The following is a 14,813-nucleotide window of genomic DNA, read 5'->3' as shown; positions in this document are numbered from 1 at the left end:
AGTTTATGATAAAGAAAAATAGAATAGAAATGTATCCTGATTATGGAGAAGCACTCTTCTGGGATGAAGAGGGGTGCTGCATTGGTGGCTATGACACTATTTGGCTTGGTGAAGATAACAATGGAACAGAAATAGATTTATCCAGTATTGATGGGTTGGAAAAATGGTTTTATGATTGGCATCATGAAAGCTTATATCAGACAAACCACTGGACAAATGCTCAATGGAAGGCATGGTGGGAAAAAGGATTAGATTTTGCTCATAAAGTCAAGGCTTTGTTGCCAACTAATGTAGATTTGTATTACTTCTCTGTTGGTCAAATAGTATGGAAAGTGAAACCCGAAGATACTGATGATGGCGGTCTTTTCAATCAGGATAAACTAATAGAAATTATATAAAATGAAGGAGTTAAAAGCGGGGGAATATGTTTTTCCGTGCTACACAATGCCTTGGACGGATATAGATATCAGTATGAGTATAACTGGTGTAGATTTTGAAAGACAAGAGTTCTTAGTATCTATAGATTTGTCAGATAGCGAGATTCAATCCATAGTTGACATGATGATTTGGGCCTGGGATAATCTGTGGTTTGAACATTCTATTTCAGAGACTGTCAACACCGAATTGTTGAAAGAACATATACCCCATTTATATGACAAGATACAATCGTTAGTACATCAGCAGTTTTGCAGACAACATCCAAATAGTGAGTATTTAGAGGGTTTTGGTGTGTATGAGATTTTTTGTCCTGACGAGATTCTGGAATATGCAGCTCAAAATCATAAAGAGATAGATTATTGACCAGATAAGGAAATATGCACAAGAGGACGAAACGGTTGATTTTTTTGAAAAAAGATTTGTTTCTTTTGGAAATTTAAAAGTTCGTGTTTATATTTGCAGCCCGAAAATCACAATTCTATCACAAAATATAATTGTAGCAAAAAAGGATGAAGAACGTAACAAAATCAGCAGCAAGATGCCGAACGGTTCTGAGACGGAGTTTGTGCCCCGTTTGTGAATCGACGAGTTGCGTGCGTCTTGCTGTGCGTTGTGTTCTATGAGGCTCTGTCTCCTGAATAATGGTTCGTTCTTTGACTTTTTGTTACTTTTTTTCTGTGATTTTGTGATAGGGTAATTTCATAAGATTGCTCTATGTGTGTTATATGGGCAGGTGTGTAAACATCTGCCTGTTTCTCTCTTGCGCTCCGGTTTATGGAGCATTTTTGCATTGTTAATTTTTTGATTGTAAGGTGAATTATGAAGATTATGAAAGCAAATGGACTGATTGAAGGTATTAAGAAACAGACTCGGAATACTGTTTGGAAACATCTGGACGCTCTTGCGGCAGACTCTGCCGTATATTCTACTCATTTGAAGGGCTTGTCTCCCTTTCTGACTGATTATGACGCTTATATGTATTGCAACGATACGAGTGTTGTCATCGTATGTCTTGATTACTGCGGTCATGGTGCTAAGAGCATCTATGACGAGTCTAAGCATCTCAGTGCTGTCATTTTGTCCGACTACCAAGCGCCGCGTTTAAGTGTGGTATGGCAGGTGGCGATGGCTGTGGATTTGGTAAAGACGGTCTTTGAGAAGAGCCGTCCCAATTTGGATGTGTATGGATTGCTGCTGACGGAAGCAAATATTCTCAATGTCTATCCTTTGGAGGAGATGTGGGATGTTCATCATGTCAGGGTGATTGACGACTTCAGGCGGCTGAGAGGCCATAAGATAAAGGTGAATGAGAACGACACCTTGCGTTGCAAGTCGTACGTGGGAGTCATTTCCAATCTCAGTCTCGACGATGCTACGGTAGATATTGCTACGACATCGATGTCGTCTGTCGGAGAAGTTGTGGATGACGATATTGACGACTTGTTCAGGACACCTGATGAAAACAATGGATTGCTGTCGGATTCCAACTCTGAATCTGACAACTGTTGCGACAATGATGATGAGGAAGAAAATAAAGATATCAAGAATGTTTTTGATGATTTTCTCTTCCCTGAAGGAACAATTTCGCAGAACCCCACCATGAATGTCAAGGTGAACATTCTGCAGCCTATTGACAACCCGCGTGAGGAATTGGACAACTTGGTGGGATGTGGCGATATCAAGCGCAGGATGGACGAACTTGTTGCGCTGACCAACTATAACAAGATGATGTGTAAACTCTTCCCGAATGGCAAGCGCCATGACGTGTCGCTTCATAGTGTTTTTCTGGGACGCCCGGGTACAGGAAAGACTACTGTCTGCAAGATTTATGGGTCGCTGCTGCATCAGGCTGGCGCACTGTCGAAAGGGCATGTGGTATTGTGCGACCGCGGTACGTTCATAGGCACGCTGTGGGGCGACGAAGAGCGGTCGGTACGGCAAGTGCTGGAGGTGGCAAGGGGTGGTGTGCTGATGATAGATGAGGCGTATCTGCTGAACGGCAAGCACGAACACGACCCCGGGAAACTGGTACTGCCACTGCTGATGAATATCCTTGCCGACGAGACGCAGCGCGACATAGCCGTTGTGCTTTGCGGTTATAAGGAGCCCATGATGAAGATGCTTGATAGTAATCCGGGCTTACAGTCGCGATTTCCTAACATGTTCGAGTTTCAGGATTTTTCTGTGTCCGAACTGCTTGAAATCACCCGTCGCCGTATCAGGGACTACGAATATCAGTTTACCACAGAGGCATGGGAAAAATTCTGCGGCATAATCTCAGGCGCCTATAGCGAACGCGACCCGGACACATGGGGTAATGCCCGCTTCATCGCCAACCAGTTAGAACGCATCTACATCCGGCATGCAGAGCGGTGTATGAAACAGCGGCCGGCGAGTCAGCGCGAATTGCTCATGCTCACTCCCGAGGACATCGTACCCATCCATGTGGCTCGTCCGAGAGCCAGGATAGGGTTCTGACGGAGGACTGATGAATTTTTTTGAAAAATATTTCGGCAATAATCCAATTTATTGCCGAAATATCATTAATTTTACTGCGAATTAGGTGACTATTGAAAAATACAAAAACAGAGACTACATGAAAAAGACTATGAAACAAGCAATGACAGGGTTTCTTTCACTCTGCTTGTTGTCGTTAATCGGCTGCAAGAGGATGCCATCTTCTGAAACACCGTTCGTTTTCAAACATGAACAGGCTAATGCCGTCTATCATTGGAAAACGACATTTAACCCCAATGCCTATGAGATGGAATTTATGAAAAATCATAAGGTGAAAAGGGTTTATGTGAAATTCTTCGATGTGAGTACTGACAATCTGTACGACGGCAAAGGCGAACAGCCTGTTCCTATTGCAACGACAATCTTCAAGAACTCGCCGGAGGTGTTTGCACAGAATGGTATAGAGATTGTTCCGGTAGTGTTTGTTACGGTGGAAGCATTACGATTAAGAAAACCACTTGGCGAAAGGATTCTTAAGCGGGTTGACGATATGTGCAGAGCGAATAAAATCGAGTATAAAGAGATTCAGTTGGACTGTGACTGGACAAAAGAGACAAAGGACTTGTTCTATAGACTATGTCAAGAAGAGCGTCGTCTGTTGCACAAAAAGGGGAAAGGGTTAAGCGCAACCATCCGACTGCATCAACTTCGAGACACTCTGCCTGATATAGACTATGGTGTCTTAATGCTTTACAACACGGAGAGCCTGCAAAATCCGAAAGTGAAGAATTCTATACTGAGCAGCGAGGCTGTAAAGGAATACATGCGTAAGGCAACGAGCGACAAACATCTTGATTTTGCCTACCCAACTTACGAATGGACGCTGTGGTTCAGGGATAACAAGTTTATGGGGATTATTTCACCTGACGAGAATAAGAAAGTTGAAGGGGACTTACGCCATGAACAAAGTGATTACAATGAGATAATAGCCACGAAACGTATTTTAAGAAATGAACTGAAGGACATTAACTATCCTTCTTCCAATATTATATACCATCTTGATTCTGTAAACCTTTCAAAATATAGTTATGATGAAATTGAGAATATATATCGCCGTTAGTTTGTTGGTTTTGATAGCCAACAGTGTTTCTGCCTGTTCATGGTGGTGGCCAAAGCATTCCGGAGAGGTGGTGCTTTATAGAATCATGCCACTCGATGAGTCTGAATACGAGAAAGAAGACGCTACCTGTCCTTATTGGGCGCGCGACGCCATACTGCATCAAAGGGTGGATTACAAGGAAGAAAATGTAAAGTTGTGGCAGAAGCAAACTTCTTCTGGCATCAGTTTGGGGGATATTGAGCACGTCGTATATAAAGCAGGCGTAGCCGGTCTGCAAGGTATTCGCAGGAACATGACGCTCAATTCCGCTAAAGATAATTCGTTCCTGAAATGGATTGTGTCGAATGGCAGAACGGATATTTTGGACTTTCTCATTCTGGCAAAGCAGAGTGAGCAGGTGCGGAAAAGCATGAACGACCCATGGTACTATGACGTTGCGGATAACTCACAAAATAAGTCTTTGGCTATTGTTGTTGAAAAATGCAAGCAATACAAATCCGGTCCGCTCTACAGCTGCTATGCGTTGCAGATGGTAAGGGCTTTGTGCGGTTTAAGGGATTATAATGCTTGCACAACATATTGGAATGAAGTCAAAGGGCAACTTGCTGACGATGTGGTGAAAAAGATGATAGAATTGAAAGTGGCGTCAGCATTAAGCAAGACAGGCAGGAGAAACGATGCTCTTGAAATATATGCCAAGTATGGCGATGTGGCTTCTATTCGTTCAATCAATAACGGGAATATAAAGAATGAACTGGGCTTCGTTTATGACCTTGATGCCAATTCGCCTTATCTGGAGGGAGAATTGCAAAACTGGCTTATCTATTTCGGAATCTTTACAGATTACAGACGATTGCTGGAAGATGAATATTATTATACAGGAGCAAGGTACTTTGAAGAAAATTCAGCAAAACTGATTGTCGAGAGGCTTGATACATTGCTGAAAGTGGCGCATAAGGCAGTCCGGGAGAAGAAATCTCGCAAAATGGCTATGTGGCACTATGCTTTGGCTGCCTTATATGATGCGAAGGACCAACCGGAGAAAGCCAGAAAATATCTGATGGCAGGAATGCATTATCCGAAAGATGCTTATTTGAAGGACACTTACCATTTTCTTAGGATATATCTTGATGCAAGGACTGCAACATATAATGATGAGTACGAACAGCAACTGTTTAAAGACCTAAAGTGGATTGCACAGAAGATAAAAAGTAAGGTAACTCCTGAAATATATGATAAACTGCGTAGTGCTGAAGGCGGAAGTTGCTATGAAGATGACAATCGGGATGTTTACCAAATAATTGCCAATTCCTTCTACTGGAATGATGCAATGAGGCGCTTGCTTCTCAAGGTTGTTTGTCCTCGTATGCACAAGGCGGGGAGATATGTTCGCGAAATACAACTCGCAAACATGGCAGACAATTTCCTGATAGAAACAAATGGCTATTCAGGAGAGATGTTTGCCATTGTAGAACGCCTGTCATACAAAGCCACGAGAGACTATTATAAGCGCATCAGGCATCCGGAGGGCGACTTTGACCAATTCCTCAACAGTCATAGCCGTACTTTCCAGTATTATTGGTATGACATTCTGGCAACAAAATGTCTGCGTGAGCGCCGTTATGCAAAGGCAGTTCTGTACTTGCAGCATGTCCCTCTGTCGTACCAAAAGACAATGAGTGTGTATCCTTATATGTACAGGAGTCCTTTCAGTTATGAGATGGAAACAGAGAAGCGTGATACTTCCTTGTATCATAATTATAAATTGCATTTTGCAGAACAGATGTCAGAAAGTGAAAGGATTATGAAACACCATCACGACCCTAATGAACGTGCCAATGCCAAGATAAAGTACGCATTGGGGTTGAGAAATTCAGTACATTACTGTTGGTTCCTTACCAGATATAGCAGCAACACCGAGTACACAGACATAAGGTATGCACTACCCGAAATCGCTTATCCCAATGACTCTGCCATTTGTCGCCACGATGAGTATGTCCTGTTGAGCGAAAAGCTTATCAAGAGTGCCTTTGACTTGTTTACCGACAGGGAACAAGCAGCGGCTCAGCTTCGGAAATTCTCATACTATCAGCGCGTCTTGGACGACTATGGCAATACTAACGTGGCACAGGACATCCGATTGCACTGCGATAAATGGAGAGATTATGCGCTAAATAACAAATATAAATAATCGTAGAACATTCCCATAGAATGTCCTGATAGTTATCCCTTTGTTATCCTTGCCAGATAGTCATAGTGCTTGCCTTCTGCGATGATTTCGGCATGATAGCCGTTATCTGTGGCTACTTGTTTCAATGTGTCCGCATCAATGTACAGCCATGGGAAAGGCTCGCCAATAGTGTCCTTATACTGCATCTGGAAGGTGAGTTCTCCGTAATACTCCGTGTCGGGCATGTAGCCGTCGAATACATAACTGATGTCGGAACTGTCGCCGAGTAACTGACCACCTGGCGCCAGAATTTTGTCAAGTTGTCTGAACAAATCCCGCATGCGTTGCAGTGTGCCTGTTATTCCAAATCCATTCATAAGCAAAAGAATGGTCTCGAATAGTTGTCCCTCTAATGTGAAGAAGTCTTGTTCAAACACCTTCTTTATGCCACGATTCTTCATGGTTTCAACAGACAGTGGTGAGATGTCGATGGCCGTTACATCTATGCCTCTCTCTTGCAGGACGAGTGAATGGCAACCCGAAGCGGCTCCCACATCAAGTGTTCTCCCTTTAGCCATATCCAACGCCCTACGTTCTATCTCCGGCATGGCATCGTATGTGCGGAAGAGCGTATCCAAGGGCATTTCGTCTTCCTCAAACATTGGGGAAAATACCCTGAGTTTGTCTGCCATTCCTGTCTTATGGAATTCGGCTATGGCTCTGCCCATGGGGTCTTTCTGGCTATTCATCTGCAATGCTTCTTATTTTCCTAATGTCATAATCTTTGTAGGGCAGGCTATGACACACTTGCCGCACTTCAGGCAGTCGGGGTGCAGATATCCTACCGCCTGACCGCGACTATCGTAGGGTGTGAGTTGCATAGGGCAGACGCGAGCGCAACTCTTGCACTTCATCTGACACGACGCACTGACGTGCACGCGGGTGAAAGTTTTCGGTAGTGGCTGTTTTTGTGGTGCTACCCATGATGAGATGCTCCCCATCGGACAGAACGAGCACCATGTGCGGGGGGCATAGATAAACGACAATGTTACTCCAACGATGGTCGTCATTACAATGATGGTCCAGAACACTCTGCCTATACCACTCCACATCTCCAAGCCGCCCTCGCTCCAGGGTACTGTGAATGTGAGCTGGATGCCAAACATGGTAAAGATGAAGAACACCATGAACAGGCGGAAGCCAAAAGTGCGCACAAATCGGGGTATCGGCTTGTGGGGAGAATACTTCGACAGCAAACGGTCATAGAGATTGCCTCGCGGGCAGATGTGTCCACACCAGTAGCGGCCTTTCCAGATGGATGTAAGCACAGGACCAATCATACAAATCAGTGCAATGATACCTATAGCCGGGAAGAACCAGCCAAGAATGATGTAGGCAATGATAATCCAGTAGAGGTCAACTCCAGGTGTTGAAAAATGGCGGTGGAAATTCATTTTCTTATTACTGTTTTGTGCCATAGGGGTAATTATTTTTTCGCTGCAAAATTACGAACAATATAATAGGTAAACAAGTGATATTCTCTATCTATACATAGAAATTATCTATTATAAAAAACGAGTTATGGCTCTACATACAACAGAATGATGAACCGTTCTCTTCCGCCCCTACCAAAAGGTTAAAACATACAAAAAAAGACACTCAAGCGAACTTGGTGTCTTGTCTTTGTTTTGCACATTTTCTTGCGGAGAGAGAGGGATTCGAACCCCCGGTGCCTCTCGGCACGCCGGTTTTCAAGACCGGTGTAATCGACCACTCTACCATCTCTCCAAAAAGATGTCAATGTGAACAGTCTTTGCTAAAAGCGCTGCAAAGGTAGGTATATTTTTTCAAACAAAGCATTTTCTTTGAAAAAAAGTTACGACTTGTCGGTAAGTTGATGGTAAAAGCCCGCGGCATCGATGCCGCGGGCTTCTTGGAAGTATGCTTGTGGATGTTTATTTCACGAGCACTTTCTTGCCATTTACGATGTAGATGCCGCCAGTAGCACGTTTGCTATTGACTTTGCGACCTTGCAGGTCGTAGATGGCGTCGTTGTCGTTGCCGTCCAATGTCAGTCCGTCAATCCACGTGATGTTTCCGTCGCCTTCATCGAAGCCAAACTTCGGTGTGCCTGTTCCGGTGTAGAGGTAGTAGGCCTTGTTGGCTGGGATATAGGCAGTGCTGCAGTTACCGAACGTCAATGTCTTGCCTCCGTCAACTGAAGTCAGTACGTAGGTGTTTGAAGCGTCGGTGATGGTCTTGTTGACGTATGTTCCCAAGAGGCAATTGTCAGAAAGAGGTGATCCTTCACCGCCTACACCGAGGGTGAGGGTCGTGGAAGCATTCACATCTCTCAAGATGACAGGTGTGGCTGCAGGAATGACGTTGTTGTCAATTCTTCGTGCTACGATATTGCTTGTGTTGAGTTGCGTCACTTTGTAGAAGTTGACGAGATGGTTTTCGACATCTTCCTGATTCAGCGTTACACTGAAAGGCACGTAGAGTGTGCCATACGATGCGCCATTCACCACGTTCATGCCAATTTTTATGTTTTCAGCTGGTACAATGTACCAATGTGAGGCTCCCGCTCCTTTGTTCCAACCCACAACCTGTGAATAATTGTTGTCGTGCAGGTATCCCTTGTCGTCAACGTTTGTCTGTGTGCAAAGGGTGTAAACGGTTGGCGAATAAGCTTTGACCACTATAGGTGCAGCATTGGCAGAGCTTGCTGATAAAGTTTCTATAGTACCTTGGTTTTTGCCGGACATCTGTTGTACTGCAGTCAGATAGAGTCCATCCATCGTTACAGTCCAAGTATCATCGCCATTGCTCGTAAATATGAGTATTGTGCTTAAGTTGGCAGTTGGGTCAGTAGTGTTGATAATTGATCCTGTGCTGTTGCCGTTGTTGGCCATGTTGAGTGCCATCCAGTGGTTGTTGTAGTTGGCATTCAGCAAACGGTATGGCTTACCGCTCTCAATCTTGATTGTAGCATCATCGATGTTAGCAGCGAGATTCGCATACTGTGCGGGGGTACATGCCACTGCATATTCATTGTATATGGCTCTGAGCGTAAGACTATCAGCGTATGACAGTGTGCCTACGTAGCCGTTTGTGGGTATTGTGAAATAGCCGGCAAGGTTCGTTGAGACAGTATCAGCATAGTTGTCTACGGGATCGAATACCCAACCATATCCCCAATGATCCTTCGTGACGATATTGTTTGCCCAAGCACCTGGATTGGAGTACCAACTATATGAGCGGTCAGTGGTGTTGATCATCACGCCGCCATCGCCTTCGATAAACAGCCATTTGTATTCGTTGTTGCCTAACTTGAGGTTTTGGTCTGCCGCATTGTTGTCAATGTAAATCTTTTGGTTGGTTCCTACGTTGACCACCTGAACCTTTGTGCTATCCGGATCATAAACCAAGCGCCAGAGATAGTTGCGGTTTTCTGCCACCTTCGTTCCTGGCGAAACTACACCATTGTTGGCATACAAGTATGTCCTGTTGCCCCAACCTGAATAGCTGTTGTGAATATAGTACAGTTTAGAAGGATCGAGGGTTAAATATTCGATATTGCCGTAATCTTCAACCGTAATGCGTGATCCTATATCGCCGGTTCCACTAGTCCAATAACCCAGTTTTGAACCATTGCCAAATTTATTTAAGAAGAGTGTTTGAGTGCCTGTTTTGATGTTTAAGCAGAATGTGTTATTATCATATTTTGATATTGTCCAAGTTGTGGCATTGTTTTCTGATAAGTAGGGATAGGTTGTTGTGTTGCTATTACACCAGGGGTCGTCTCCTGCATAAAGTGTCAAATCGGTGTTGATTGCGTTAATCAATTGGAAACCGGTATATGGATTGCCCATAAATGCCCAAAGACCATTGCCGACGTTCTTGTCAGAGAATTGTACGTTTGTTGTGCCGTTCGCATTGGTGTAATTTTCACCTCTTACCTTCATATAATAATAGTGTGCATTTGAGCGGCTTGTGCTTATCTGGAATGGATAATTGTATGTACACGTTACTTCTACCGTCTTATCTTCGTCAGCAATGTCGTCTATTTCGCTATACGTACAGAAATCTCTTTTTAAAGCATCCGGCACCGTCAATGTAGCATTTTCGTCAGCACCTTCTTGGTAGCGTGTTATTTCGTTACCATTTGTGTCTTTGACAACATACGTGATGATTTTCTGACCCGGTGTAAACTTAGGCCCAACTTTTCCGTACAGATAAAGTTCGTTAAGCATCATAAATGCACCATTGGAACCAGAAGTGAATGTCAACCGGAAGTATTTCTGTGTAATAGGTTGGTCGAGTATTACTCCTACTGTAGACCTGTTAGGGAAGTAAATTCCACTTTCCAGTGTGGTCCATGTTTCGTTGTCGTCTGACACTTCCACATTCATGGTGTTGGGATAGTATATATCTCCATCACGATAGGTGTAGAGTTTGATACTTTCTATGGTATCCATTTGCTCACGTGAGAACTGGAAGAAGTGTGGATATCCGGCTGTTGCATCATACCATTGTGAATGCCAAAATGTGTTGGTATTGTTATCGATAATATTTGATGCTGAACGATTTTCGCGCGAAACTTCTTCATCGGAATAGGCTTCGAGTGTGAGGAGTGTCTGGTCGAGTAGCGTGCCTTCCGCCTGGAAGCCAACTTCAGGCGAGAAGTCAAGGGCAAACACACCTTGCGATGGTAGGTAAACGTCGCCCGATGGTCCGGAGTATGTGCGGGAACCATCATAATGGTTGGCCGTGGAGTCGGAAACTTTACCAGTTTCGATGGAATTGAAATTATAGTAGGCTTTGAGACCTGTTGTCGAAGTGGAGATTGGTTCAACGCAGACAGCCCGTATTTCATCAACGTATAGTCGTTTGTTCCAAACACGGAATTCATCCATGTAGCCATTGAACTTTCCGTTGTTGCCACCGACGATAAGAGTTCTCATTGCTGTATCCCAATCCTTTACGGCATCTTGTGTCTTAGAACCTACGTTCACACCATCTCGGAAGAGTACGTAGGTCGATGTGGTGCCGTTGTTCGATGTCGCCAGTGCATAGTGATGCCATTCGTTAGCGATGAAGATATCAGACCATGTGCCCACTTTCATTTGGTCAACGAAGAGCTCTGCATCGCCGTTGCCTAATACATGGAAGTCGAGTAGTCCATTCGAGGTGGCTATGGAGTTACAGTTGCTAGTCAGTTCCGATGGATTGTACCAGAAATCGATGGTCCATGCGCCATCCGTCATCTCAGGATTGGTAATGTTCGTTGTGATGGCATCGTTGCTCATCCTTAGACCTGTCTCCGACTTGGCATTGCAGACGATAAGAGCCTTGTTGATAGTCTTTGTCGTGCTGCCTGCCTCGTTTGTTGCTGTGAGGATGACGGAGTAAGTACCTGCACGCTGTGGTGTAAAGGTTACGCTCTTACCAGACTGTGAATATATATCGTTGCCACATTGCAATAACCAACGATATGATGTAGGATTATACAAACTATTATCGGTGAACGTAACACTTTCGCCTTTGTATATGACAGTGGCAGATTGGTCGAAACTGATGACGGGAGCAGAGGCATTGACAACAACCTGTTTTGTTGAAGAAGTGCTGTTTCCATTCGCGTCTGTCACTGTGAGTGTTACGTTGAATGTGCCTGCACTGCTGTAAGATGCTGTGGCATTTCGTGTGTCCATCGTTTCAACGTCTGCGCCAGGCATGCTCCAAGAATATGTGCAGTTTGGCGTTTTATTGAGGCTGACGAAACTGATGTGTTTCATACCCGTTACTTCTTGTGCGCTTTGTTCGAAGGCTGCCGTGGCTGCTGGTGCTGCGTTGACAACGATAGAGGCTGTTGTACTCTTAGTGTTGCCTGCAAGGGTACGAACTGTTAGTGTTACAGTCTTTGTTCCTGTGCTTCCGAAAGTGATATCCCAGGAAGCAGATGTGCTGGTTTTGCCGTCACAGCTCCATGTGCGAGAAACAACGTCTGCCGTACTGCTGTAAGTGAGTGTTATGGGCTCGCCTACTAAAGCAGTTGCCGGTGCGTTTATTGTTGCAGTCGCGCTATAGTTAGTAAAGTGGCTGTTGCCAGAAGAGCTTGATGCCGAGCCGTTACCGACTAACGGCGCATGGTGTCCGCCCACGCAGTCGCGTAGGTAGGTTGTACCATTCTGGGTAAATGTATCCATGCGATAGTATGCAAGCAAGTCATCGTATGATGCGTCATCGATGAGAGGCATCTTATAGTTGTTGGCAATTTCAGTGGCCGTGCGAGCAGTTTTCCATACGCGTACCTCGTCGTAAACACCATATAGGGCACTACTGCCTGAATAGTGCGATCCGAATTCGAATGGATTCATTGATGGTATTCCGTTATAAGAAGATGATGTGAATGAACCCTTTTTTACACCGTTTACGTATGCCGTCATGGTGTTACCGTCAACTACCACAGCAATGTGTTTCCATGTGTTATTTGAAAAAGCATTGCTAATTGAACCACGATTGTTGTTTCCGGAGGCGCTCCAGCCATAGACGAGCTCGCCGCTGCTCGTGGTGTGAATAAGGAATGTGCCCCATCCTGGTCCGATTTGCTGATTCCAGTTGGTCAGTGATGATGGTTTTACCCACCATTCTATGGTGGCTTGATTCATCGAAGTGAACACGTCGTTTATCTTGAAGCCCTTGTTGGAGAAAGTGTAGGTGTAATTGTCTTTGGCAAGGTCTGACGATGGTCTGACTATCAACTTGTTGCTTGCAGGAGAGGTAATACTATTGCCATTGATTTCGTAAACCGCTTTTACGGTGTATAATCCATTTGTCCCACCGCAGTTGTATGTGCGCGTTGTTGTGGAGTCTATCAGTGCATCATCGCGATAAATCTTATAGGAAGCGGGGGTCCTTCTTGTGCTTATAGGTGCGTCCCAAGTAATATTATTGCCCGAAACCACAAGATTGCATGGTGCTGCAATCGGTTCGTTCCATACCACGACAGTAATAGTGCGTCTTTGTCTTGCACCATTGATTGCTACACTGTCGCCCACTATCTTGAATTTTGTTTCTATACCATTCTTGTTCGACTCGTAGTCTATAATTGATGCCGCATGAATACCACCATATCCTGTACAACTGTCACTTGTTTCCACTGTGAGGAAATATTTCAATGGTTTGGTACGATCGAAATCTGCTGCAAGGTCGGTAAGGTCGTAGCCGAATTCCATCGGCTCATAGTGCAACTTGCCGTCGCTCCATCTACCGAGCATAGGAATCATGGCCTTGGAGTTGTATCTGTCTCCATTATAATAGAAGTGATAGAGTTTGGTCGTTTTTTCAGGTGAGGTAGCCGTTGTGTCCTGTGCTATACCGACTGTCAGTCCCATCTGTTGACGCTGTACAAAGGTCATAGTGGCTTTTAGTGTCTGCTGGGGGGTATAGTCCTTGCGGTAGTAATATACTTCAGGGGCATAGCCCTCGCCTACAGCTGTATATACGGTCACACTATCTGTGGCGCCCGGGTGTATTATCTTTTGCGCATTTGTCGTGGGTGTGGCAAGAGCGTATGGTTGGTAAGCGAAACCGCCATCGAGCCACCAATTGCCCCATGTGTTGATAACAATCCATGCACCGCGTTCGTTCTGGCCCAGCGAGTTGTTTTCTTCACCATGGACACCATTCTTGTCGAGGTCGAACCATACGCGGTCGTCGTATCCGCAAATCGTACAAGCATGGTCTACATAAGAACCCCATGCCAAACCATTCTTGCTGGAGAATCCCAGTGCGTCGTTGTGCTCGCAGGAACCTATTGTCCAACTTCTACTTGTAGCGGCACCACAGCCAATACCGAGCATACCACCGGTTTTGAAAGATGTGTCACCGTTGTGATTGTAGAGCCAGCGCTTCATGGCTTCCTGACCTGATGCAGTCAGTGCACCTGTAGGGATGCTTCCTGTTCCAGTGATACGATGCTGCATGGCATTGTACCAACTGTCGTAACCTTGCATCCATCCGTCGTCGTTTCTACTTTCACTACCATGGTCGCCATAGATGGAACTGCTCGTGGTACCGCCCCATACATCAGAGGAGGGATATCCCACATACATAGCCATTCTTTCCTTGCCAATGCCGTAATTGCCGTACGAGAAAGGAAACTGGAAATTGTGAGCCAGACGGTTCTTGGCAAGTGAGGCGTCAGTGCCGTTGTAAGCATTCATCTCCTCGTTCATCATGTAGCCCACACGCGATGATACACCGCAGGACCCTCCGTTTTGAAAGATAACAGGTGGAAAATACATCGTTTCCGCATTGTTCCAATGGTCGGGCAGATCGCTCGCAGTGACAATGGAATTGAGCTTGGGAGCACGTTTTATGCCTTTTGTGGTAGTAGTGTCTTCCTGAATCGACTTAACGTTCGACATCAGCGTCCAATCTGGATTCCAACTTGGTAGTATCTCACGGATCAAGGCTGTGTCGGAAATAAGACCTTCCAAATCTGGTGGTATCACTTGTGCCGAACCTGTCAGTCCTGTACCAAGGAGGAGCAGATAGAAGAGAAGTAATTTCTGTTTCATGATATTATAAATTAAAAAAATTCTAATCTGTGAAGGTAAAAAA

Annotated in this window: 8 protein-coding genes and 1 tRNA gene; 5 read left to right on the top strand and 4 right to left on the bottom strand. The window is 44.9% G+C overall.

Features of this window, described 5'->3' with window-relative positions:
- The first annotated feature begins 5 nt into the window (after nucleotides 1-5).
- From C7Y71_RS05305 to C7Y71_RS05285, 5 genes are all read left to right on the top strand, one after another.
- A complete protein-coding gene (locus tag C7Y71_RS05305; RefSeq protein WP_111897346.1) occupies nucleotides 6-398 on the top strand; it encodes a hypothetical protein in 393 nt (130 codons plus the stop codon).
- Between the two features lies 1 nt (nucleotide 399).
- Nucleotides 400-801, top strand: a complete 402-nt coding sequence (locus C7Y71_RS05300; protein ID WP_111897345.1) for a hypothetical protein — start codon at nucleotides 400-402, stop codon at nucleotides 799-801.
- 456 nt (nucleotides 802-1,257) lie between these two features.
- The gene (locus C7Y71_RS05295; protein WP_111897344.1) at nucleotides 1,258-2,916 is read left to right on the top strand and encodes an AAA family ATPase; all 1,659 of its coding nucleotides are present in this window, start codon (nucleotides 1,258-1,260) and stop codon (nucleotides 2,914-2,916) included.
- 118 nt (nucleotides 2,917-3,034) lie between these two features.
- Nucleotides 3,035-4,015: a hypothetical protein gene (locus tag C7Y71_RS05290; protein ID WP_146739313.1), complete on the top strand. Its 981-nt coding sequence runs from the start codon at nucleotides 3,035-3,037 to the stop codon at nucleotides 4,013-4,015.
- Entirely contained in the window at nucleotides 3,984-6,206 is a 2,223-nt protein-coding gene (locus tag C7Y71_RS05285; RefSeq protein WP_146739312.1) for a hypothetical protein, read from the top strand. Before C7Y71_RS05290 ends, C7Y71_RS05285 begins: the two co-directional genes overlap by 32 nt.
- A gap of 32 nt (nucleotides 6,207-6,238) precedes the next feature.
- Here C7Y71_RS05285 and C7Y71_RS05280 read toward each other — a convergent pair whose 3' ends face one another.
- The 4 genes from C7Y71_RS05280 to C7Y71_RS05265 form a co-directional block, all read right to left on the bottom strand.
- Complete coding sequence (locus C7Y71_RS05280; protein WP_111897341.1) at nucleotides 6,239-6,934, bottom strand: class I SAM-dependent methyltransferase; 696 nt, start codon at nucleotides 6,932-6,934, stop codon at nucleotides 6,239-6,241.
- A gap of 12 nt (nucleotides 6,935-6,946) precedes the next feature.
- The gene (locus tag C7Y71_RS05275) at nucleotides 6,947-7,663 is read right to left on the bottom strand and encodes a 4Fe-4S binding protein (protein ID WP_226943576.1); all 717 of its coding nucleotides are present in this window, start codon (nucleotides 7,661-7,663) and stop codon (nucleotides 6,947-6,949) included.
- 225 nt (nucleotides 7,664-7,888) lie between these two features.
- Nucleotides 7,889-7,973, bottom strand: a tRNA-Ser gene (locus C7Y71_RS05270).
- A 167-nt stretch (nucleotides 7,974-8,140) separates the two neighbouring features.
- A complete protein-coding gene (locus C7Y71_RS05265; protein ID WP_111897340.1) occupies nucleotides 8,141-14,770 on the bottom strand; it encodes a LamG-like jellyroll fold domain-containing protein in 6,630 nt (2,209 codons plus the stop codon).
- Nucleotides 14,771-14,813: the final 43 nt, after the last annotated feature.

The sequence above is a fragment of the Pseudoprevotella muciniphila genome (assembly GCF_003265305.2).
Taxonomy (GTDB): Bacteria; Bacteroidota; Bacteroidia; order Bacteroidales; family Bacteroidaceae; genus Alloprevotella; species Alloprevotella muciniphila.
Note: the sequence above shows the minus strand (reverse complement) of the source record. Positions and strands in the feature narration are given on the sequence as shown.